Below are 21,819 nucleotides of genomic sequence, written 5' to 3'. Positions count from 1 at the left end.
ACGACCGTGGGGCGGACGACGACACGAGCGGAGGACGCCATGAAGGCACTGACCTGGCAGGGCAAGCGCACGGTGACGGTCGAGGAGGTTCCCGACCCGGTGATCCAGCAGCCCGAGGATGCGATCATCCGCATCACCTCGTCCGCGATCTGCGGCTCGGACCTGCATCTGTACGAACTGCTCGGGCCCTTCCTCGACCGCGGCGACATTCTCGGCCATGAGCCGATGGGCGTCGTCGTGGAGGTCGGCGCGAACGTGACGAGTCTGTCGGTGGGCGACCGCGTCGTGATCCCGTTCAACATCGCGTGCGGCGAATGCTTCCTCTGTCGGCGCGGGTTCCAGTCGCAGTGCGAGACGACGCAGGTGCGGGAATACGGCAGCGGCGCCGCGCTGTTCGGTTACACCAAGCTGTATGGCCAGGTGCCCGGCGGGCAGGCGGAGTACCTGCGCGTACCGCTCGCGGACTACAACCACATCCCGGTCGGCCCCGACCTGCCGGACGAACGGTACCTCTTCCTCAGCGACATCCTCCCCACGGCCTGGCAGGGCGTCGAGTACGCCCAGGTCCCGGAAGGCGGCACGCTCGCGGTGATGGGTCTCGGGCCGGTGGGGCAGTTCGTGTCACGGATCGGGCGACACCGCGGCTATCGGGTGCTCGCGGTCGATCCGGTGCCCGAGCGCCGCGCGATGGCCGAGCGCCACGGGATCGAGACCTTCGACCTCACCGACACGATCGTGGAGGAGCTGCGCGATCTGACCGAGGGGCGTGGCGCGGACTCCGTGGTGGATGCCGTCGGCCTCGAGGCGCACGGCAACTCGGGCGTCGAGTTCGTGCAGAAGGCGGTGGGGCTGCTGCCGGATCCTGCGGCGCGCCAGGTGCTCGACAAGGTCGGCGTCGACCGGCTCGCCGCCGTGTACGCATCGATCGATGTGGTCCGCCGCGGCGGCACCGTGTCGCTGAGCGGCGTGTACGCGGGCGATGCCGACATCATGCCGATGAAGACCCTGTTCGACAAGCAGATCACTCTGCGGATGGGGCAGTGCAACGTGAAGCACTGGGTCGACGACCTGGTGCCGCTCGTCGAGGACATCGCCGATCCGCTCGGAGTGATGGACCTCACGACCCACAACGCACCCCTCGACGATGCCCCCGGGCTCTACCGCACGTTCCAGCAGAAGGAGGACGGCTGCATCAAGGTGGTGCTGCACCCCTCGACAGTGTGAGTCGACCGCGTGAGTCCTCGGCGGGGGTGGCCTCAGGCGTTCGCGCCGGGGTCGCCCACGTCGCGGTTCGCCTCGTCGACGTCGGGACGCCGGGTGCCGATGCCGGGTTCGTCGTTGTGCGTCGACTCGTCGGGCACGGATGATCGCGATCCGCGCTCGACGCCGACGGCCTCCGCCGCACCCGAATCGGCTCCCGCTCCTCCCGCAGGGACCTCCCCCGAGGTCGCGGCCGCGTCACCGCCGCGCTCGGCGAGGTGCTCGGCGATCCGTCCGTGCGCATCGCCGTCAGCGGGGACGACACGTTCTCGGAGTGCTGACCCTGATCGTCGATGCCGCTCATTCTGACCCGTCCCTCAGGTCGGTCGGCGCGTCGCCGCTGTGGCCACCGCCCTCGTCCTCGGGCGCGATATCGCCCTGGCCGTCTTCGCCGAGCTCGGCCTCGACCGGGTCGTCGCCCTGCGTCTCAGGCTGCTCGGCATCGGTCGGGTACACATCGGGATTCGACATCGTGACCTCCTTCTCGTCGGGAGACTCCAGCGTCCGGCGGATGCCGTCGCGACGCAGCACCGTTGACACGCGCACGAAGGGAAGGTAGCTGGGACCGGTGGGTACGCCGGACGCGCACGTCGACGCACCCACCGGGGGAGTTCGCTCAGCCCTTCGCTCCCTTGCGCGGCTTCAGGAACTCGTCTGGTGCGTTCTTCTCGCGCTTCGCGGCCCGCTTCTCCTTGAGCGTGAGCTGCGGCGCCTTCTTGCTGGCCTTACCCTGGATGGACTTCCCGGACATGGTTACTCGCTTCCCCTTGTGCTGGCTGGCGTAACCTCCGACCATAGCCCGCCCCAGAGGGAAGTCAAATTTCCCTCTGACCGGGAAATATTTGCTAGGCTGGAGTATTCGCTGACCACGGAGGACGACCTCCGGCGGGAGATTCAGACCGGGGACGGCCCCGACTCCAGGAGTCCGCCCATGTCCCGCGCAGAAGTGAAGCAGTTGATCGGCGTCAAGGACGTCGCCCGCATCGTTCTCGGATGGGGAGCGTTCGCCGCGCTCCTGATCCTGCACCCGCTGCTGGAGCCGCCCGTGCCCGCTCCGGTCCTCGTCATCGCGCTCGCGGTGATCGTCGCGGTGATACTCGTGTGCGCGTTCGGCGTGGTCACGCAGGCCGAGGCTCTCGCACATCGTCTCGGCGATCCCTACGGCTCGCTCGTCCTGACGCTCTCCATCGTCCTGATCGAGGTCATCCTGATCTCGGCGGTCATGCTCGGACCCGGTGAGCATGCGACGATCGCCCGCGATTCGGTGATGGCCGTCGCGATGATCATCCTGAACCTCGTCATCGGTCTCGCGCTCCTTCTCGGCGGCATGCGTCACCGTGGCATGACGCACAACCGCACCGGCACATCCGCGTACCTGTCGATGCTGGTGGTGCTCGTGGCTCTCGCGTTCGGCCTGCCAGCGCTGATCGGCGTCGACGGCTCATACGCCACCGCGCAGGAGGTCCCGATCGTCATCCTGACGCTCGTGCTCTACGCCTTCTTCCTGTTCCGGCAGATGGGCGCGCAGGCGGGCGACTTCACCGAGGTCGAGCCGCTGTCGCCGCAGCGGTCGCCGCGCGCGCAGGAGGAGGAGCGAACCGGCATCCGGCAGGTGCTGGCCGCACACCGCACCGAGGTGATCGTCCGCCTCGCGCTTCTGGTGGTGACCGTGATCCCGATCGTGCTGCTGTCGCACGACATGGCGGCGCTGCTCGACGACGGCCTCGGTCGCCTCGGCGCTCCGGTCGCCCTCGCGGGAGTCCTCATCGCGGGCATCGTGTTCCTGCCGGAGTCGATCACCGCCGTCCGTGCCGCGCTCGGCGGCGAGGTGCAGCGCGTCGTCAATCTCTGCCACGGCGCCCTGGTGTCGACCGTGGGGCTGACGATCCCCGCCGTGCTGGTGATCGGCATCGCGACGGGCCAGACCGTGGTGCTGGCCGAGTCTCCGGCGAATCTGCTGATGCTGGGCGTCACGCTGCTGCTCTCGGTGACGACGTTCGCCGCGAAACGCGTGACGGCCATGCACGGCGCGGCACACCTGGTGACCTTCGCCATCTACGTCGTCGTGCTGTTCAGCTGACACTCTCGTGCCCCCGCCCCGGCGACCTAGACTTGCCGCTATGAGGGGGAGCCGGCTCGCATCGACGTCGGCCGTGACCTGGGGACGCCTCTACTTCGCCGGTCAGGCACTGGCGGGCGTCGCGTGGTGGATCGCGGTCTTCACGGTGCCTGACGTGCGTACGGCGACGCTCGGCACCCTCGATCCGCGGCTGCTCGCCGTCGCGGACATCCCTCTCTTCGTGGTGGCGTCGGCGCTGGTGGCGCTCGGCGTGCGGCGCGCGGCATGGATCGCCGCCCCCTGGACGCTGCTGGTCGCCATCGGGATGGGTCTGTACGCGACGGTCACGGCGACCGCGGGCTGGGGCGCACTGCTGATGGTGGCTGCGGCAGCGGGCTCGACGGGCGCGGCGATTCTCGTGCTCGTCGGGAGGGTGCCGTCGAACTGGCTGCTGATCGGGCCGTTCCGCTTCCGGTCGGCTCCGCCGATGAACACCCGCGCGCTCGTGTCGAAGGCCACGCTCCAGACTGTGGTGTTCTCGGCGATCTTCCTGCTCGCGCTGCCCGCCGTCATCGTCGTGCTGGAGCTGCGGTGGGGACTGCACGTCGCCTTCCCGCCAGCTCTGCGCATCGGCGGCGCGGCCCTGTTCGCGGCAGCGCTCGCCCTCTCGACCTGGTCGTCTGCCGCGATGTCGGTGCAGGGAGCGGGCACGCCCCTCCCGTCGTCGATGCCGCGTCGACTCGTGATCTCCGGTCCCTACCGGTTCGTCCGGAATCCGATGGCGATCGGGGTCATGGCAGGCTCGTGGCTCGTGGTCGTCTACGCCCTCTGTGGCTCTCTGGTCTGGAACACGGTCGTGCGACCACTCGAAGAGGCAGACCTCGAGGAGCGTTTCGGCTCGGCGTTCCTGGCGTACCGAGACCGCGTCGCCTGCTGGCTGCCACGGCGCCCACTCGCTGCGTCGGAGGGCGCGCACGAGGAGTCGGTCTCGTCCGACGTCTGAGTCGAGGTCAGCAGAAGTCGCCTCCTCAGTTGCCTCAGGCAACTATCGGCGTACACTGGCGGTATGACAGTCGCTGACGGTGTCGCGGGCATCCACGTCGCACTCGTGCGAGTGGTCTCCGAATGGACGGAGAGCGATGTCCAGGCGCAGATCGCCGACGGCGTCGGTGTCGCGCTCGACCCGACGGGCATCCGTGCGGTCTACCTGCTCGGACTCAGCGGGGGTGCGATGGGCTTCACCGCGTTGTCCGAGCGCGCCTCGATGTCGCGCCCGACCACATCCAAGCTCGTCACTCGGCTGGAGACCCAGGGGGTCGTCGAGCGCGTGCGTTCGGGACGCACGGTCGAGGTGCGGCTGACGGATGCCGGAGCCCGGGCGTACGCGCGCCTCGTGGCGGCAGGGCATCGCATGGTCGATGACGCCGTCACGGACTGGACGCCTCAGGAGGTCGAGCAGTTCCGTGCGCAGCTCGTCCGGTTCGTCGCGGCCCTCTCGCGGACGACACACCCGCACGACCCCATGACGACGCCTGATCGGGCGCCCACCCACAAGGAGGAAACATGACACGTACCTACATCGTCACCGGCGCCGCATCCGGCATCGGTGCCGCCACGACGCAGCTGCTCCGCGCGCAGGGCCACACCGTGGTCGGCGTGGACCTCGCCGGCACCGAGGTCGAGGGAGACCTGTCGACCCCGGACGGCCGCACGGCCGCAGCGGAGGCGGCGATCGACGCGGCTGGCGGCAGCATCGACGCCGTGATCGCCTGTGCGGGGATCGCCGCGCCGATCGCGAAGACGATGGCGATCAACTACTTCGGCGTCACCGAGTTCCTGACCGCGCTGCAGCCGACGCTGAGCCTCGCCGATCAGCCGAGGGCTGCGGTGGTGTCGTCCATGGCCTCCCTGCAGCCCGTGTCGGCCGCGCTCGTCGATGCCGCGCTCGACGGCGACGAGGCACGAGCGTTGGAGATCGGCGACCAGCTCGCCGCGACGCCCGAGGCCGGCTTCCTCAACTACTCGTCGAGCAAGCGCGCGGTGTCGCGGTGGGTCCGCCGAGAGTCGGTCACGCCCGCGTGGGCCGGGGCGGGCATCCGCTCAACGCCGTCGCACCCGGCACGGTCACCACGGCCATGACCGCCGGCCTGCTCGCGAGCCCCGAGGGCCTGGCTCAGGTGGATGCCGCCGTGCCGATGCCCCTCAACTACCACCAGCCCGCATCATCGATCGCGGAACTGCTGGTGTGGCTCACGAGTCCGGCGAACACCCACATGGCCGGTCAGACCATCTACTGCGACGGCGGTGCCGACGCCGTGCTCCGCGGCGACGACATCTGGTCGTGGAACGACGCCTCGCAGGGTTGAGACACGCCCCGACGAAGGCCCGGACCGCGGCGGACCGGGCCTTCGTCGTATCCCGCACCCGTTCCTTATTTTGAATGACTCAAAATAACTTGCTAGGGTCGAAGAGACCCCCACAAGAGGAACCACCATGGATGAGACCCGATCCGGCTGGACACCCAGCCCCGTCTTCAGCTCGATGCCGCACGCGATGGGCCGTGGCTCCCGTGAGGACATCGTGTGGGAAGCACTCGAGCGTGTGGACGGCAAGCCGGCGCCGACGATGGGCGCGATGCAGGCGGCCATGGGCAACGAGGCGCAGATCCGACTGGTGACCGACGTGATCCGCCGCTACCTCGACGCGCGCGGGGTGCGCGACCTGGGCGAACTCACCGCCCGCACGTCCTAGTCCCTCCACCCGCATCCGACACGTGTCTCCGTCCTGCTGATGGCCGAGGTCGCCGGAGTCGCGGTCGGCGCCGCCGAGGCTCATGTGCACCCGGGGAGCCCGCGGACGTCGAGATCGCCGTCCGCGAAGACTGCCGGCGTCACGGAGTCGGTCGAGCGTTGCTCGAAGCCGTGCGGTCCGCGCTGCATGGCGCTGCCACGGTCATGCGCGCCGAGACCTCCACCGAAGCCGGAGTCTCGTTCGCCCGATCAGCGGGGCTCGACGTCGGCACCCGCGAGATCCGTCAGATCGTCGAGCTTCCGGTGCCGGAGAGCAGGCTTGCGGAAGGAGCCGGAGCACCCGCAGGTGTCGAGGTGCTCTCCTGGTCCGGTCGGTGTCCTGACGACGCGCTCGACGACTGGGCTCGACTGCGATCACGGATGTCCGCTGAGGTACCGACAGGAGAGCTGACCCGCACCCTGGAGACCGCCGACGTCGAGGCGGTGCGTCGCAACGAGCAGCGCATGTCGGCTCAGGGCTACACGCTCGTGCGGAGTCTGGCGCGCGAACACGGAGACGCGGTCGGATACACCGAGATCCTGCTGTCCAGAGCCGATCCCGAGATCGTGTATCAGGACGACACCTTCGTCGAGGAGCGGGCTCGAGGTCGAGGGATCGGTCGCGCGATGAAGGTCGCCAATCTCCGTCAGCTCATGACCGTGCCGGAGAGCGCCGCCTCGCGGATCCTGCAGACCCACACCGAGCCGGGGAACGCGCCGATGCTCGCGCTCAATCGATCCTTCGGGTTCGACGAGGCCGACGTGCTCACGGTTCTCGAGGGTCCGCTGGGCTGAGTCCCCGCACTACCGACGGTGCACGATGATGAGGCCGTCCCACCCCTTCTCGCCCACCGTCTGCAGCGCCGTCGCATCGAGGTGCGGGTTCGCGGCGATCGCATCGATCACTGCACGCACCCCCTGCACACGCGGGTCGCTGCTGTTCGCATCGGCGACGGCGCCGTCGCGCACCACATTGTCGATGACGATCACCGCACCCGGCGCCGTCAGCTCGAGCGCCGCGGCGAGGTAGATCGGATTGCTCGGCTTGTCGGCATCGATGAAGACCAGATCGAACGGCTCGACCTGCTGGTCGATCAGCCTCTGGGCGGAGTCCGCGGCCGGACCCACCACCACATCCACCCGGTCGGCGACTCCTGCGCGCTCCAGGTTCTCGCGTGCGATGGCGGCGTTCTGCTCTTCGAGTTCGAAAGTGACGACATGGCCGCCGGCGCCGACGGCACGCGCCAACCAGACCGTGGAGTAGCCAGCGAGCGTACCGAACTCGAGCACGCGCTGCGAGCCGGAGATCTGCGCCAGGAGGCCGAGCAGTGCGCCCTGATTCGCGGCGACCTCTGCGTTCGGCATGGTCGTGCGCGCCCCCGACTCGCGTGCCTCCACCAATGCGGCATCCTCGTCCACGAGTGCGGCGGCGAAGTAGGAATCGACAGCGCGCCAGGCCGGAGCGGATGCGTAGCGGTTCTCGGGAGGCTCGTGCTGGTCGCTCATGATGCCATTCTTTCACCCGCGCTCGGACGTGCTGGCGCGTGGCGGGCCTCCCGATTCGGAAGGCCCGCCGCGGGGGTCAGCGGCTCACTTCCGCCCAGGTGCGCGTGCGAAGCGAGTCGTCGATGGCGTCGAGCACTCGCGCCGCAGACACCGCTTCCTCGATGCCGATGCGGCTGGGGAGATCGAACTCGACCATCTGCAGGAAGTAGTCGAACTGCTGCGGCACGACTCCCTCCAGCCGTCCGTCGAGTTCCGGGTCGAGCATCGTGTTGGGGAGCCGGAACTCGTCGAGCGTGTCGAGCGAGATGCCTTCGGCCGTGACATCCACCTTGATGTTCCCGTCGGTGCCGTACAGATCGAACTGCGAGGCGAGGCCGCTCGGAGTGGAATCAGGGAGCACCCAGGAGATCTCGATCGTGCCCACGGCACCGTTCTCGAGCTCGGCGAGGATCAGGGCGACGTCCACGCCCTCCTTGCCGGCCGCGGGGAGGACCTTCGCGGCGGTGGTGGCCGAGACGCGCACGATTGGGCTCCCGGAGATCCACTGCACGAGGTCGATGTCGTGGATGCCCTGATACATGTAGATCGGGGACGCCCCGTTGTTCGCGAACCCGACGCTGCGGGGGACGATCCGCGCCGCGCGGAAGTGGACGGGGTCGCCGACCGTCCCCGCGGCCACGGTCTTCGCCGCCGACCGGAACCGAGGATCGTGGCGCAGCACGTGTCCGACGAGGACTTTGGATGCTGTCGCCTTCGCCGCGGCGTCGTCCGCGATGGTGCGAGCACCTTCGAGCGTGTCGGCGAGGGGTTTCTCGACGAGGACGTGGAGTCCTGCCTCGATGGCCTCCACGGTGACGCCGACGTGCAGCTTGTCGGGGACTGCGATCACCACGCCGTCCAGAGCGACAGCCTCACGGGCGGCGCTGAGCGTGGGGAACCACGGCGCTCCGTACTGCGTGGCGACGCGGCGACCGCTGTCCTCGAACGGGTCGACCACGGCGGCCAGTGTCGCCCTCGGGTTCTCGGCGACGATTCGGCAGTGGACCTGGCCCATGCGGCCGGCGCCGACGACGGCGATGTTGGTGGTCATGCGGATGCTCCCTTCGTGAGCGTGGGTACTGCAGCCAGGTAGCGCTTGGTCAGCGCCATCGGCTCGGTGATGGATGTTCCGACGACGACCGCGAAAGCTCCGGCCTCGAACGCTGCCCGAAGCTCCTCGGGTGATTTGATGCGCCCCTCCGCGATGACCGGGGTCGGGCGGGTGGCGAGTCGGGCGACGAGCTCGATGTCGGGATCGCCGCCGCGGTTCTGCGGCACGCTGGTGTAGCCGGACAGCGTCGTACCGACCAGGTCGGCGCCGAGCTCACCCGCGTGCGCGCCGGCCTCGAAGCTGTCGATGTCCGCCATGACGGCCGCGCCGAGCTCGCGAACAGCCGGAAGGAGGGTGTCGACGCCCGGGTGCTCGCCGCGAGCGCGCAACGTCGCATCGACGGCGATGATGTCGGCGCCGGCGTCGAGGAGGGCCTTGGCCCTGTCGACGGTGGGGGTGATCCACTGGAACCCGTCCGTGACGACCTTCTCCAGACCGATGATGGGGACGGTGACACGTTCGCGGACGGCCGCCACGTGCTCGGCGCTGTTGATGCGTACAGCGCCCGCGCCCGCGAGCACGGCCGCCTCGGCGATCGCGGCGATGATTCCCGGGTCGCGCAACGGCGACCCGTCCGGCGCCTGACAGGACACGATGAGGCGTCCACGAAGCGTCTCGAGGTCGAGCATTCTTACTCCTTCACTGCGATGAGACCGGCGAACGCCGGTCGGATAGATACGTCTTCGGCGATGACGCGCGCACCTTCGAGGGCGGCATCGGCTCGAACGAGGACGTCGTCGATCGGCAGACCGATGAGGCCCAGCGCTGCGCGGACTTCTTCGACGAACAGGGGAGCGCGCACCAGGCCGCCGGTCAACCCGATGGGCCCATCGGAGATCCGGGCGGCGCGGATGGTCTGAGCGAGTTCGGCGGCGGCGGCTCTGACGATGTCGTGCGCGACGGAGTCGCCTTCGGCCGCTGCTCGGATCACGTCAGGGGCGAACTCCGCGACGAACTTCGGGGCGGGACCGAGCCCATGGCCTGGAGATAGATGTCCGCCGGGGTGCCGAGACGCTTGCTGCGGCCGGCGAGCGCTGTGGGTTCTCCGCGCCCTTCGAGAGCATCGAGAGCTGCCTGAAGACCGCGTTGACCGATCCAGAACCCGCTGCCGACGTCGCCGAGCAGGTAACCGCGAGCGTCGATGCGCCGCGGCGAGGCACCGGTGTCGATACCGAGCGCAGCGACCCCGGTTCCACAGATCACGACGGTGCCAGGGCGCGCGCCGACCGTGCCGAGGAGCGCGGTGACGGCGTCTGCCGCGACCACCACGCTGCGGGCGCCGAGCGCTTCCTTCAGATGTGCCGCGAGGGCGTGCGGAGCGTCTGAGCCGTCGACGAAGCCGGACAACCCGACGCCCACGTGCTCGGCCTGCGTGCCCTCCGGGACGTGAGCGGCGATGCGCTGCGCGAGCGAACGGACGTGCTCTTCGCTCGTGAGTGCCGTGACGCCGAGGGAGAAGCCGACGACCTCGCCCTCGTCACCCCGCATGCGGAACCCGGTCTGCCCGACGTCGATGGCGAGGGTGCCGTTCATGCGTCGCCCCCGTCCCGCGCGGGAGGCCGGAGCTGCGAGGCGGCACCCTCGTCGAGGAACCACGTGACGTCCGCGTGGTCGCGGAGGACGCTCGCGGGCATCGCCTCGGTGCGCGGTCCGTCGATCGCCGCAGCGACCGCTGCCGCCTTGTCGACCCCCGAGGCGACGACGACGATTCTGCGCGCATTCAGGATGGTGCGGATTCCCTGGGTCACGCTGCGGTGGGGGACTTCGGCGAGGGAGCCGAAGAAGCGGGCGTTCGCTTCGCGCGTCGACTCGTCGAGGTCGACCACCCGCGTGAGGGAGTCGAACGACGAGCCCGGTTCGTTGAATCCGATGTGACCGTTCCTCCCTACTCCCAGGATCTGCAGGTCGATGCCGCCGTTGGCCGCGATGAGTTCGTCGTAGGCGGCGGGCTCGGCGCCGTCCGGCAGGTGCACACGCGTCGGGGGGACGCGGAGGGGGTGGGCGACCTCCCGTTCGACGACGGTGCGATAGCTCTCCTCGTGACCGTCCGGCAGCCCGATGTACTCATCCAGCGCGAACAGCGTCACCTCCGACAGGTCCAGCTGACGTCGGGCCATCTCTCGATAGACGGGGCCGGGAGATGAGCCCGTCGCGACTCCCAGAGTGCGCAGGCCGCCGGAGTGCAGGAACGCTTCGATGACATCGACCGCTGCCGATGCCGCCGCCGTGGCCGTCCGGTGCGTCGCAGCCACGGACTTCCGCACGGTGATGCCGGTCACTTGACCCCTCCGAACGAGAGGCCGCGGGCCATGTGCTTGCGGACGATGATCGCGAAGATGACGATGGGCAGCGCACCGATGACGCCGGCGGCGGTGAGTCGGGCCCAGTTGGTGCCGAAGAAGCTCAGGAAGCCCGCGATGGTCACGGGAACCGTCTGGCTGTCGCCGCTGGTCAGGACGAGGGCGTACAGGAACTCGTTCCACGACTGGATGAGCGCGAGCACGAACGTCGCGAACGCGGCGCCCCAGACGTTCGGGAGCACGCACCGGAACAGGGTGCGCCACTCGCCCAGGCCGTCGATCATCGCCGCCTCACGGATCTCGCGCGGGAAGGCGACGAGGAACGAGCGGAAGATCAGCACGGCGAGAAGGATCGCGTAGAAGGAGTGCACGATCGTGAGCCCCACCGGGTTGCCGGTCAGCCCGATCCCGAAGAACGCCCGATAGAACGGCGTCAGCGTGAGCACCGGGGGAACCGTCGTCAGCAGGAGGATCGCGAGCGTCACGCGCGCGGACCACGCGGACTCCGGCGGCCACACCTGGGTCGTCAGGTACGCGAGGGGCAACCCGACGACGATGCCGACGACGCTGCTGATGATGGCGACGACGGCGCTGACGACCATGGCCTGCCCCATCCCGCCGTCGACCCAGGCGCTGACGTAGCTGCCGAACTGGGGGACGAAGAACCAGACCGGCTCACGACTGAACGCGTCGACGTCGCTCTTGAGAGACGTGCTGACCAGCCAGACGACCGGAAGGATGCACCAGATGACGAAGACGTAGACCGCGACGACGCGGAGGGTGTGCAGGATGTTGCGGCGCGTTTTCATCGGCGTGCCTTCCAGATTCGCAGGCCCATGAGGCGCGTGGCAGTGGGGAACAGGACGACCAGGACGACCAGGGAGACGAGGGCGCCCACGGTCGTCGCATACCCGATGTCGAAGGTCTCGAAACCGAGGCGGTAGACGTAGTTGCTGATGGCGAGGGTCGATGTGCCTGGTCCGCCCTTCGTCATGGTGTTGACGATGGCGAACGTCTTGACGGCATCGATGACGCGAAGGAGCACGACGATCGACAACACGGGAGCGAGCATCGGCAGGGTGACGTTCCAGAGCAGGCGGAATCCTCCCGCGCCGTCGAGCTGCGCGGCCTCGAACGGAGACGGGTCGAGCGACTCGAGGCCGGCGAGCACGATGATCACGACGAAAGGCGTGTTCTGCCAGACCTCGACGAGGATCACGGCGGCGAGCGCAGTGGCCGGGTCGGCGAGGAACGCATGACCGCCGATGCCGACGGCGTCGAGGAACCAGTTGATGAAGCCCGAAGTGGGGTCCATGAGCAGGCGCCACATGAGCCCGGCGACGACGGGAGTCAGCACCATCGGGATCAGGATGAGGGCGCGGAGCACGCCCTTGCCCGGGATGCGTCCGTGCAGGGCGAGGGCGATGGACACACCGAGGACGAGTTCGATGGCGACGGCCGCGACGACGTAGACGAGGGTGACCCGGATGGAGCCGAGAAGCGTCGGGTCCGACAGCGCCCTGGTGAAGTTGTCCCACCCGACGAAGATCTCCTCGCTGCCGGGGCGGAGGAGGTTCTCGGCGTGGGTGACGAGGTTGGCGCCCTGCATGATGATGATCACCAGCAGAGGGACGATCACGATGAGTGCGGGGAGTGCGAGGCTCGCTTGCGCGAGCCTGGGCCGGAGGGCCTTCCGGCGAGGTGGACGCCGGAACGGAGGGTCGTCGACTCTGGTTTCCGCATCGGGACGTGGGGGCGTCAGGAGCTTGGTCATCGTCTTTCTTCTTCCGTTCCGGCGTCCGTGGTCTCAGCCGAGCTGAGTCTCGAGTGCTTTCTGAGCGGCGGTCAACGCGTCCTTCGCGTCCGCTTCTCCCGCCAGGGTCCGCGACAGCGCCTGGCCGACCTCGGTGATGATGGCGTTGGCGTCGGTGCCTGCGGGGAGGTAGTCGACGTTTCCGGTGGCCAGCTGCCCGAGGAGCGCGTCCTTGAACGGCCCGTACTTCTCGTCGTAGGCGGGGCTCTCCAGGACGGAGTCGAGGGTGACCCCCACGGCCTCGGTGGTCTCGACGGCGTTGTTCTGCACTTCCTCGCTCGTCGCCCAGGTCATGAACTGGTAGGCCGCGTCCTTCTTCTGGGAGAAGGAGCTGAGGTACAGCGCGTGGACGTTGAGGGAGTTGTCGGTGTTGCCGCTGGTGGGCGGGTCGGAGATGGCGTACGGGATCGGTGCGTACCCGACCTTGCCCGCGATGACGCTGGCCTCGGTGTCTTCGTTGAAGGGACCGTTGGCGGTGGCGTCGATGGTCATCGCGGCGGTGCCCTGCGTGAAGGCGATGCGGTTCTGCTCCCAGTCGAAGTTGCCGACACCGGAGGGGCCGTACTCCTTGAGCAGGTCAGCCCAGAACTGGGTCGCTTCGACGGCCTCGGGCGAGTCGACGGCCAGGGTGTCCCCGTCGTAGAAGTCGCCGCCGAAGGCGCGGAGGAACCCCGCCCACGGGTACACGCTCTGGATGCCCGGGGCTCCGCGGAGGGTGATGCCTGCGACCTCGCCGCCCGATCCCTCGCTGATGGTCTTCGCTGCCGCTTCCAGGTCGTCCATGGTGGTGGGCGGCCCGTCGATGCCGTACTCCTCGAAGAGATCGGTGCGGTACATCAGCCAGGTGCTCTCGCCGTAGACGGGAAGGCCGAACGTGGCATCGTCCTTCTGCATGGGGGCGAGGTACGGCTGGTAGAAGTCGTCGAGCGCGACGAAGTCGGATTCGTACTCGGACAGGTCGTCGATGTAGCCGGACTCGAAGTAGCCGGTGCCGTACGTGTTGTCCGTGAAGACGACGTCGTAGTCGCTGGATTTCTGGCTGAAGTTCAGCAGGATCTTGGCGGCCTGGTCGCTGTACGGCACCGTCTCGATGTTGACCTTGATGCCGGTCTGCTCCTCGAAGTCGGGGAGCAGCTCCTTCCAGTTGTCGGTGTAGGAGATGTCTTCGGCGAGGACGTTGATCGTCACGCCGCTGCCGTCGCCGTCTCCGTCCGAGCCGGACGGTGCGCAGGCGGTGATGCTTCCGGTAGCCGTCGCGAGACCGACGAAACCGGCGCCGATGCGGACGGCGAGCCGTGGTGCACGCGAGCGGGCGGGTGTTGCAGCGCTCATGGGATCCTCCGTTGGAAAGTGGTGCATTCGGGTGGGGTCTTGAATACCATAGGGTAGAAGTAGCACCCTAGGGTTACAAGGAAGTTACACCGTCCGTCGAACATCCGCAATCACGCACCGGACCGGATCCGACGGCCGATGCGTGATAGTTATGGTGCTGGCTCTCACGCGAAAGGAGGGGATGTGGCTGCGAAGTACGAGCTCGTGATGAAAGAGCTCTCCGCGGAGATCGCGCAGATGCGCGCAGGCGATCAGCTGCCCACCGAGCAGCAGCTCGCGGCGCGGTTCAACGTCTCCTCGATGACGGTGCGACGGGCGCTCGAGGCGCTCGCCCACGCGAAGAGGATCGTCGGCATCCGGGGCAAGGGCACCTTCGTCGCCGAGCCGGCTCTGACCAAGCGCATGACTCTGGCCTCGTTCACCGATTCCATGCGCGCGGCGGGGCGGACGGCCCGTGCGGAGGTCCTTTCCGCTGGCATCGCCCCGGCTCTCCCGGAGGTCGCCGCGGACTTCGGGCTGGAGGGGACCGCATCGGTCTACACGGTCGAGCGCCTGCGGTTCGGTGATGACACGCCTCTGAGCATCGACCGCTCGCTTCTTCCTGCCGCGCTCTTCCCGAACCTGCTGGGCAACGATCTCACCGGGTCGCTGTACGAGATCCTCCGCCGGCGGTACGACGTGCACCTCACCCGCGCTTCGTCACGGGTGGCCGCTGTGCTGCCGACCGCGCGCGAAGCGGAGCTGCTCGGGATCACGCTCGACCAGCCGTGCCTCCGCGTCGTCGCCCGAGGCAGTCTGGGCGACGGCAGGGTCGCCGAGATCACCCGCTCGATCTACCGTGGCGACCTCTACGAACTCCTGATCGAGCCCGAAGACTCCTGACGAGAAGCCGCGGCAGAGCTCCCCCGGTGATCGCTCCCGCGAGCGCATGACGTCGAGAAAACGGAAGAGCCGGTCAGAAGCATCTTCTGACCGGCACTTTTCCTTGAGGAGCACTCGAGGCTGAAACGAATTCAGCCTTCGTGTGCGCGAGGGGGGACTTGAACCCCCACGTCCTTACGGACACTGGCACCTGAAGCCAGCGCGTCTACCATTCCGCCACTCGCGCGAGTGTCTCGTTCCGAAGAACTCAACTTCCCGAGGATATCACGCGATTTCACCCCCCGTTGCACACCCCCGAACGCCGATCGGCGGCGTTCCCCCAGGTCACCTGACTACGATGTGTCTACCGGTCGGCATGCCAGAGGAGCCCAGTGGGACTACTTGACAGCTTTGAGAAGGGTCTCGAGCGCGCAGTGAACAGCGCGTTCGCGAAGACCTTCCGCAGCGGCATACAGCCGGTGGAGATCGCCTCTGCGCTCCGCCGCGAAGCCGACACGAAGGCCGCGGTCGTGAGCCGCGACCGCATCATCGCGCCCAACAGCTATGTGGTGCGTCTGAGTACCGACGACGCGGAGCGGATGCGCGGCCTCGGCGGCGCTCTCACCGATGAACTGCTCGCTCTCATGACCACCCACGCCAAGGCCCAGGGCTACAGCTTCGCCGGCCCCCTCTCGATCACGCTCGAGGCCGACGAGAAGGTCGCGACGGGAACCGTGCGCGTGAACTCCGGCACGGTGGAAGGTCGCGTCAGCTGGCAGGCCGTCGTCGACGTCGACGGTCGCCGCCACTCGATCACCCGCGCCCGCACCGTGATCGGTCGGGGGACGGATGCCGACATCACGATCGCCGACGCCGGATCGAGCCGCAAGCACGTCGAGATCCTGTGGGACGGCGAGCGCGCCATGATGCGCGACCTCGGATCCACCAACGGCACCAAGGTCAACGGGCAGAAGCTCCGCGAAGCCGCGCTCCCCAGCGACACCACGATCACCATCGGCCGTACCGAGCTGGTGTTCCGCATCGTCCCGGTGGCCGCACCTTCGCGCCCCGCCCCACGTGGCGACGACGCCACCCGCGCGTTCGGAGGCCTCGGTTGAGTGAGCTGATCCTCCTCCTGCTCCGCATCGGGTTCCTCGTCCTGATGTGGTTCTTCGTGTTCGGTGTCGTGTACTCGCTGCGCGCCGACCTCTTCGGTGTGCGCGTGCGCAAGCTTCCGGCCGAGGCCACAGCGGGAGCGCCTGCGCCGGCGCCGACGCCCGCCCCCGCCGCGAAGCCGGCCTCCTCCCGTCCCCTCCACGGGACCCGCGACCGTCGCGACGGCCAAGCGCCTCGTGATCACCTCGGGCCCGAAAGCCGGCCTGGAACTCCCGCTCAGCGCCGATTCGCTCACGATCGGCCGTTCGAGCGAGTCCGCCCTCGTGATCCGCGACGACTACACGTCCAGTCACCACGCGCGCCTGATGCTGCGCGGCGATGCCTGGGCCATCCAGGATCTCGACTCCACGAACGGCACCTTCGTCGCGGGCCAGCGCGTCGGCTCCTCGCCTGTGTCCCTCTCGCTCGGAACCCCCATAAAGGTGGGCGCCACGACCTTCGAGCTGCGAGCCTGACCCCGGCATGGTCTTCGAGGGCTCGAGCGTCGCGATCTCCCATACCGGGAAGGTCCGCTCCAACAACCAGGATTCCGGCTACTCCGGAGCGAACCTGTTCGTCGTCGCCGACGGCATGGGCGGCCACGCCGGCGGAGACGTCGCCTCGAGCATCGCGATCCAGCGGTTGGAGCCCCTCGACCAGGCGTACGCCTCGACCGAAGACGCTCAGGCGTCGTTGCAGGCGGCGGCGACCACCGCTGCGGGCGACCTCATCCGCGCGGCCAAGGATCGCCCGGAGCTCGCCGGCCTCGGCACCACCGTCAGCGCGATCATCATGGTCGACGAGTATGCGGTCATCGGCCATATCGGAGACTCCCGCATCTACCTGTACCGCGACGACGCGCTCACGCAGATCACGGCAGACCACACCTTCGTGCAGCGGCTCGTCGACTCGGGGCGCATCACCCCGGAAGAGGCGAGATACCACCCCCGCCGGTCCGTGCTCATGCGCGTGCTCAGCGATATGGACTCCGACCCCGAGCTCGACATGTTCGTCATGCACACCCAGCCGGGCGACCGGTGGCTGCTGTGCTCCGACGGTCTGTCCGGCGTGGTCGACGAGCCTCACATCCTCAAGGCCATGCAGCTCGGTCTCGCTCCCGGTCGCACGGCAGACAACCTCCTCAAGCAGGCGCTCGACGGGGGCGCCCCCGACAACGTCACGATCGTCCTGGTCGATGTCGGCGGACAGCATCCGATCCACTCCGGCACACCGACCATCGTCGGCTCGGCCTCGAACCCCGACGGCGTGTATGTGCCGCCGGTGCGCCCGCCGCGCGGCAACTGGCTGCACCCGGTGCGTCAGGCTGCGAACGAGCCGAGTCACTTCGAACCAGCGCCCGAATACCTCGAAGAGCTCATCGAAGAAGACCGTCGTCGTGCGAAGCGGCGGCGTCTCGGCTGGATCGCGGGCGCGCTGGTGGTCGTCGCGATGCTGGCGGTCGCCGCCTTCGCCGCCTACAGCTGGACGCAGACGCGCTACTTCATCGGCGCCGACGACGACAGCGTCGTGATCTTCCAGGGCGTGCAGCAGAACATCGGCCCGATCACCCTGTCGACACCGGTCGAAGACACCGACATCCTGCTGGCGAACCTCCCGCCGTATCAGCGTGCGTCGGTCGAGCGCACCATCACCGCACGCTCGCTGTCCGACGCGATGGCGATCGTCGACCGGCTGCGTGCGGGTGCCGATGCGAACGCGATCCCCACCCCGCTTCCGACGCCGCTGCCGACCCCGACCGACACGCCCGCAGGCGGTGAGGGATGAGCACCGACCTCCAGGCGGACACCACCGTCATCAAGGCACTGAAGCGTCTGCGTCTGCCCCAGACGCAGCGCAACCGCGAGTTCTGGCTCCTGCTGTTCGCGTGTGCGATCAGCGGCGCGGCGCTCACCCTCGTGCAGCTGGGTGCGCTCGGAGTCATCGACCCGATGATCCTCGCGATCGGCGGAGGCCTCGCCGCGCTCGCCTTCGCCCTGCACATCGTGCTGCGCTTCGTCGCCGCCGACGCCGATCCGTTCGTGGTGCCGATCGCCACCCTGCTCACCGGCCTCGGTATCGCGATGATCTACCGCATCGACATCGCGTATGAGAACACCGGGTGGGATGCATACTCCACGAAGCAGCTCGCCTGGACGGCGATCTCCCTCGCGGGTGCGATCGCGGTCGTCATCCTGCTCCGCAACTACCGGATCCTCTTCCGCTACACGTACATCTTCGGCCTCGCCGGAATCCTCCTGCTGCTGCTGCCGTTCGTGCCCGGTCTGCGCATCGCAGACGCGAACGCAGCCGTCTGGGTGTCTCTCGGCGGGGTCTTCGCCTTCCAGCCGGGCGAGCTCGCGAAGATCTGCCTCGCGATATTCTTCGCCGGCTACCTGGTGCGCACCCGCGAAAGCCTCACCTCGGTCGGCAAGCGGGTGCTCGGCATCACGTGGCCGCGGATGCGCGAGCTCGGCCCCGTGCTGGTCGTCTGGATCATCTCCCTCGGCATCATCGTGTTCCAGCGCGACCTCGGCACGGGAACCCTGATCTTCGGCATGTTCGTCGCGATGCTGTACGTCGCGACCGGCAAGACGAGCTGGGTGCTGATCGGCTTGACCCTGGTGGTCGCGGGTGTCGCGGTGGCGACGCAGATCCTCAGTTACGTCCATGGCCGTTTCATCAACTGGCTGTTCCTGTTCGACGCGAACCAGGTCGACCCCGACGGCGCCGGTTATCAGCCGATGCAGGGCCTCTTCGGCCTCGCCCGCGGCGGACTCATCGGCACGGGGTGGGGCCAGGGTCGCCCCGAGGTGACCCCGCTCGCCCACAGCGACTACATCATCACCAGTTTGGGAGAAGAGCTCGGCCTCATCGGGCTGTTCGCGATCCTGTGTCTCTACATGGTGTTCGTCAGCCGCGGCATGCGCATCGGTCTCGCGGGGCAGGATGACTTCGGCAAGCTGCTCGCGACCGGGCTCTCGTTCACGATCGCATTGCAGGTGTTCATCATGGTCGGCGGCGTGACCCGTCTGATCCCGCTGACCGGCCTGACGACGCCGTTCCTCGCCGCCGGTGGTTCCTCGCTCGTGGCGAACTGGCTCATCGTGGCGCTGCTGCTGCGCATCTCCGACGGCGTACGCCGCCAGCCGAGGGTGGTGATCGGATGACGAGAGAGCTCCGTCGTCTCAGCATCGTGATGCTGTTCATGTTCGTGGCGCTGTTCGCGGCGACCAGCTGGATCCAGGTCGTCGAGGCCGACAGCCTCGCCCAGAACAGCAACAACACGCGCACCCGGCTCGACAGCTATGAGATCCAGCGCGGGTCGATCATCGTCGACGGCGCCGCCATCGCGAACTCGGTTCCGAGCGACGACCGCTACCAGTTCCAGCGGGTCTACACCGACGCCGCGATGTGGGAGCCGGTCACCGGGTACTTTAACGCGGCACTCGACTCGCGGACCGGCATCGAGCAGGCGATGAACGCCGACCTCTCCGGCACCGGGAGCAACGCGCTGCTCGGCGAGATCGAGCGCATCCTCTCGGGTCAGCCGCAGCGCGGATACAGCGTCGAACTGTCGCTCGACACCGCCGCGCAGCGAGCCGCCTTCGAAGCCCTCGACGGCCTCCAGGGTGCCGTCGTCGCCATGGACCCGAAGACCGGACGCATCCTCGCCATGGTCTCCACGCCGGGGTTCGACACGAACCTGATGGCGACGCACGACGCGGATGCGGCGAACGCCACTCACGATCAGCTCGCCGCCGACCCCGGAAAGCCGCTGTCCAACCGGGCGATCGCCGGAGACCTCAACCCGCCGGGCTCCACCTTCAAGGTCGTCGTCGCGGCCGCAGCATTCGCCAGCGGCAACTGGACACCGAGCTCGACGCTCCCGAACCCCGCCTCGTACACGCTCCCCGGCTCGTCGAACCGCGTGTCCAACGCGTGGGGCAGCGCCTGCGGCCCCGGAGCCACCGTCACGATCGCGGAGGCCATCCGTCTCAGCTGCAACATCCCGATGGCCGAGCTCGCGGTCGAGCTCGGCGACGACGCGATCCGCGAGATGGCGGAGAAGCTGGGATTCAACCAGTCGTTCGACACGCCGTTGACGTCGACGGCCTCGAGCTACCCTCGTGCGCTCGACGATGCGCAGACCGCCCTGACCGGATTCGGGCAGGGGCAGGTCACCGCGACACCGCTGCAGATGGCCATGGTCTCTGCGGGCCTCGCGAACGACGGAGTGGTCATGAACCCGCGGATGGTGGACGCCGTGATCGGCAACGATCTCTCGGTGATCAGGGCCTTCGAGGACAGCGAGTTCGGCCGCGCGATGGAGGCGGATGTGGCGAACGATGTCACCGCGGCCATGGTCGCGAGCGTCGCTACGGGCGCGGCGCAGGGTGCAAGAATAGACGGGATCGACGTGGCCGGTAAGACGGGCACCGCAGAGAACGGAAACAGGCCGCACACGTTGTGGTTCACCGGCTTCGCGCCGGCGGACGACCCCGCGGTCGCAGTAGCGGTCGTCGTCGAAGACGGCGGCGGACAGGGACAATCAGGCAGCGGCGACACCATCGCCGCTCCGATTGCGAAGAAGGTCATAGAGGCGGTGCTGGGCAGATGAGGCCGACGCAGGGTGTGTCGTTCGGTGGTCGTTACGAGCTGCAGTCGCGTATCGCGATCGGTGGCATGGGCGAGGTGTGGGAGGCGACGGATCACGTCATCGGACGTACCGTCGCCATCAAGATCCTCAAGGACGAGTACATGGGGGACCCCGGGTTCCTCGAGCGGTTCCGCGCGGAGGCCCGGCACGCAGCGCTCGTCAACCACGAGGGCATCGCGAGCGTGTTCGACTACGGCGAGGAGAACGGCAGCGCCTACCTCGTCATGGAGCTCGTGCCCGGTGAGGCCCTCTCGACCGTGCTCGAGCGCGACGGCGCGCTGAGCGCCGACAAGACGCTCGACATCGTCGCGCAGACGGCATCCGCCCTGCAGGCTGCACACGCCGCCGGCCTCGTGCACCGCGACATCAAGCCGGGCAACCTCCTCATCACGCCCGACGGCCGCGTGAAGATCACCGACTTCGGCATCGCCCGCATCGCCGACCAGGTGCCGCTCACGGCGACCGGTCAGGTCATGGGAACCGTCCAGTACCTCTCGCCCGAGCAGGCGTCAGGACACCCGGCCTCCCCGCGACCGACACCTACTCGCTCGGCATCGTCGCCTACGAGTGCCTGGCGGGCAAGCGTCCGTTCACGGGCGAGTCGCAGGTCGCGATCGCGATGGCGCAGATCAACGAGCAGCCGCCGCCGTTGCCGCCGACCGTGCCGATCCCGGTCCAGAACCTCGTCATGGCGATGATCGCCAAGAAGCCCGCCGACCGGCCTTCGTCCTCCGCGACCGTGGCGCGTGCCGCACAGGCGCTGCGTCGGGGTGACCTGAACTCCGCGGCGATCGCCGTGCCGGCCATCGCATCCGGCGGCGTCGCGTCCGCCGACGACGCGACGCGGATGCTGACGGCGTCGGGGACGACGGCACCACCCGCATCCTCCCCCCACCACCGCGCAGCTTCCCACCGAAGACGCAGCGGAGGAGCCGAA

General features: G+C 68.4%; 23 protein-coding genes, 1 tRNA gene and 2 pseudogenes. 14 read left to right on the top strand and 12 right to left on the bottom strand.

All coding sequences use genetic code 11. The features are described 5' to 3' along the window. Nucleotides 1-39 precede the first annotated feature (39 nt). Nucleotides 40-1,224: a zinc-dependent alcohol dehydrogenase gene (locus tag G4G29_RS00250; RefSeq protein WP_183151424.1), complete on the top strand. Its 1,185-nt coding sequence runs from the start codon at nucleotides 40-42 to the stop codon at nucleotides 1,222-1,224. A gap of 336 nt (nucleotides 1,225-1,560) precedes the next feature. On the opposite strand, the gene G4G29_RS00245 is transcribed toward G4G29_RS00250, so the two are convergent. Together G4G29_RS00245 and G4G29_RS23245 are read right to left on the bottom strand one after the other, a co-directional pair. Then, nucleotides 1,561-1,806 (bottom strand): hypothetical protein, encoded by a 246-nt coding sequence (locus G4G29_RS00245; protein WP_183151423.1) that lies wholly within the window; start codon nucleotides 1,804-1,806, stop codon nucleotides 1,561-1,563. Nucleotides 1,807-1,876: 70 nt separating this feature from the next. Beyond that, nucleotides 1,877-2,011, bottom strand: coding sequence for a hypothetical protein (locus tag G4G29_RS23245; protein WP_258566978.1), 135 nt, complete (start codon nucleotides 2,009-2,011; stop codon nucleotides 1,877-1,879). A gap of 180 nt (nucleotides 2,012-2,191) precedes the next feature. On the opposite strand from G4G29_RS23245, the gene G4G29_RS00240 reads away from it, so the two are divergent. The 6 genes and pseudogenes from G4G29_RS00240 (at nucleotide 2,192) to G4G29_RS00215 (ending at nucleotide 6,903) form a co-directional block, all read left to right on the top strand. Next, a complete protein-coding gene (locus G4G29_RS00240; protein WP_183152710.1) occupies nucleotides 2,192-3,340 on the top strand; it encodes a calcium:proton antiporter in 1,149 nt (382 codons plus the stop codon). Nucleotides 3,341-3,380: 40 nt separating this feature from the next. Beyond that, the gene (locus G4G29_RS00235) at nucleotides 3,381-4,322 is read left to right on the top strand and encodes a methyltransferase (RefSeq protein ID WP_183151422.1); all 942 of its coding nucleotides are present in this window, start codon (nucleotides 3,381-3,383) and stop codon (nucleotides 4,320-4,322) included. A gap of 63 nt (nucleotides 4,323-4,385) precedes the next feature. After that, nucleotides 4,386-4,886: a MarR family transcriptional regulator gene (locus G4G29_RS00230; protein WP_183151421.1), complete on the top strand. Its 501-nt coding sequence runs from the start codon at nucleotides 4,386-4,388 to the stop codon at nucleotides 4,884-4,886. Further along, nucleotides 4,883-5,685: pseudogene (locus G4G29_RS00225) on the top strand (SDR family oxidoreductase). The gene G4G29_RS00230 and the pseudogene G4G29_RS00225 overlap by 4 nt, the downstream one beginning before the upstream one ends. Nucleotides 5,686-5,812: 127 nt before the next feature. Continuing rightward, nucleotides 5,813-6,070: a hypothetical protein gene (locus G4G29_RS00220; protein WP_183151420.1), complete on the top strand. Its 258-nt coding sequence runs from the start codon at nucleotides 5,813-5,815 to the stop codon at nucleotides 6,068-6,070. Nucleotides 6,071-6,228: 158 nt separating this feature from the next. Next, nucleotides 6,229-6,903, top strand: a complete 675-nt coding sequence (locus G4G29_RS00215) for a GNAT family N-acetyltransferase (protein ID WP_210274216.1) — start codon at nucleotides 6,229-6,231, stop codon at nucleotides 6,901-6,903. A 9-nt stretch (nucleotides 6,904-6,912) separates the two neighbouring features. Here G4G29_RS00215 and G4G29_RS00210 read toward each other — a convergent pair whose 3' ends face one another. The 9 genes from G4G29_RS00210 to G4G29_RS00170 all read right to left on the bottom strand — a co-directional run bounded on the left by G4G29_RS00210 (nucleotide 6,913) and on the right by G4G29_RS00170 (nucleotide 14,209). Continuing rightward, nucleotides 6,913-7,614 (bottom strand): O-methyltransferase, encoded by a 702-nt coding sequence (locus G4G29_RS00210; RefSeq protein ID WP_183151418.1) that lies wholly within the window; start codon nucleotides 7,612-7,614, stop codon nucleotides 6,913-6,915. 76 nt (nucleotides 7,615-7,690) lie between these two features. After that, nucleotides 7,691-8,704 (bottom strand): Gfo/Idh/MocA family oxidoreductase, encoded by a 1,014-nt coding sequence (locus G4G29_RS00205; protein WP_183151417.1) that lies wholly within the window; start codon nucleotides 8,702-8,704, stop codon nucleotides 7,691-7,693. Beyond that, nucleotides 8,701-9,393, bottom strand: coding sequence for a putative N-acetylmannosamine-6-phosphate 2-epimerase (locus tag G4G29_RS00200; RefSeq protein ID WP_183151416.1), 693 nt, complete (start codon nucleotides 9,391-9,393; stop codon nucleotides 8,701-8,703). Before G4G29_RS00200 ends, G4G29_RS00205 begins: the two co-directional genes overlap by 4 nt. Nucleotides 9,394-9,395: 2 nt before the next feature. Then, nucleotides 9,396-9,695 (bottom strand): hypothetical protein, encoded by a 300-nt coding sequence (locus G4G29_RS00195; protein ID WP_183151415.1) that lies wholly within the window; start codon nucleotides 9,693-9,695, stop codon nucleotides 9,396-9,398. Continuing rightward, nucleotides 9,692-10,297, bottom strand: coding sequence for a BadF/BadG/BcrA/BcrD ATPase family protein (locus tag G4G29_RS00190; protein WP_183151414.1), 606 nt, complete (start codon nucleotides 10,295-10,297; stop codon nucleotides 9,692-9,694). The genes G4G29_RS00195 and G4G29_RS00190 overlap by 4 nt, the downstream gene beginning before the upstream one ends. Further along, entirely contained in the window at nucleotides 10,294-11,043 is a 750-nt protein-coding gene (locus tag G4G29_RS00185) for a glucosamine-6-phosphate deaminase (RefSeq protein WP_244632271.1), read from the bottom strand. The genes G4G29_RS00190 and G4G29_RS00185 overlap by 4 nt, the downstream gene beginning before the upstream one ends. Beyond that, a complete protein-coding gene (locus G4G29_RS00180) occupies nucleotides 11,040-11,873 on the bottom strand; it encodes a carbohydrate ABC transporter permease (RefSeq protein WP_183151413.1) in 834 nt (277 codons plus the stop codon). The genes G4G29_RS00185 and G4G29_RS00180 overlap by 4 nt, the downstream gene beginning before the upstream one ends. Continuing rightward, nucleotides 11,870-12,838 (bottom strand): sugar ABC transporter permease, encoded by a 969-nt coding sequence (locus G4G29_RS00175; RefSeq protein ID WP_183151412.1) that lies wholly within the window; start codon nucleotides 12,836-12,838, stop codon nucleotides 11,870-11,872. Before G4G29_RS00175 ends, G4G29_RS00180 begins: the two co-directional genes overlap by 4 nt. Nucleotides 12,839-12,871: 33 nt before the next feature. After that, nucleotides 12,872-14,209 (bottom strand): sugar ABC transporter substrate-binding protein, encoded by a 1,338-nt coding sequence (locus tag G4G29_RS00170; RefSeq protein WP_183151411.1) that lies wholly within the window; start codon nucleotides 14,207-14,209, stop codon nucleotides 12,872-12,874. Nucleotides 14,210-14,392: 183 nt separating this feature from the next. On the opposite strand from G4G29_RS00170, the gene G4G29_RS00165 reads away from it, so the two are divergent. After that, entirely contained in the window at nucleotides 14,393-15,091 is a 699-nt protein-coding gene (locus tag G4G29_RS00165; RefSeq protein ID WP_183151410.1) for a GntR family transcriptional regulator, read from the top strand. Nucleotides 15,092-15,234: 143 nt separating this feature from the next. On the opposite strand, the gene G4G29_RS00160 is transcribed toward G4G29_RS00165, so the two are convergent. Further along, nucleotides 15,235-15,317, bottom strand: a tRNA-Leu gene (locus G4G29_RS00160). A 145-nt stretch (nucleotides 15,318-15,462) separates the two neighbouring features. Between G4G29_RS00160 and G4G29_RS00155 the strand changes: the two genes are divergently transcribed. The 6 genes and pseudogenes from G4G29_RS00155 to G4G29_RS23740 form a co-directional block, all read left to right on the top strand. Then, a complete protein-coding gene (locus tag G4G29_RS00155) occupies nucleotides 15,463-16,188 on the top strand; it encodes a DUF3662 and FHA domain-containing protein (RefSeq protein WP_183151409.1) in 726 nt (241 codons plus the stop codon). Between the two features lie 234 nt (nucleotides 16,189-16,422). After that, a complete protein-coding gene (locus G4G29_RS20880; RefSeq protein WP_244632270.1) occupies nucleotides 16,423-16,701 on the top strand; it encodes an FHA domain-containing protein in 279 nt (92 codons plus the stop codon). 7 nt (nucleotides 16,702-16,708) lie between these two features. Beyond that, nucleotides 16,709-18,010 carry a PP2C family serine/threonine-protein phosphatase gene (locus tag G4G29_RS00145; protein ID WP_183151408.1) on the top strand — a complete coding sequence of 434 codons (1,302 nt, stop codon included), beginning with the start codon at nucleotides 16,709-16,711 and terminating at the stop codon, nucleotides 18,008-18,010. Next, nucleotides 18,007-19,392 (top strand): FtsW/RodA/SpoVE family cell cycle protein, encoded by a 1,386-nt coding sequence (locus tag G4G29_RS00140; RefSeq protein WP_183151407.1) that lies wholly within the window; start codon nucleotides 18,007-18,009, stop codon nucleotides 19,390-19,392. Before G4G29_RS00145 ends, G4G29_RS00140 begins: the two co-directional genes overlap by 4 nt. Then, nucleotides 19,389-20,843: a penicillin-binding transpeptidase domain-containing protein gene (locus tag G4G29_RS00135; RefSeq protein WP_183151406.1), complete on the top strand. Its 1,455-nt coding sequence runs from the start codon at nucleotides 19,389-19,391 to the stop codon at nucleotides 20,841-20,843. The genes G4G29_RS00140 and G4G29_RS00135 overlap by 4 nt, the downstream gene beginning before the upstream one ends. Next, nucleotides 20,840-21,693: pseudogene (locus G4G29_RS23740) on the top strand (serine/threonine-protein kinase); the annotation flags it as partial. The gene G4G29_RS00135 and the pseudogene G4G29_RS23740, both read left to right, overlap by 4 nt. Nucleotides 21,694-21,819 lie beyond the last annotated feature (126 nt).

The organism is Microbacterium sp. Se63.02b, assembly GCF_014171575.1.
Classification (GTDB): Bacteria; Actinomycetota; Actinomycetes; order Actinomycetales; family Microbacteriaceae; genus Microbacterium.
This window is presented reverse-complemented; position numbering and strand designations above follow the sequence as displayed.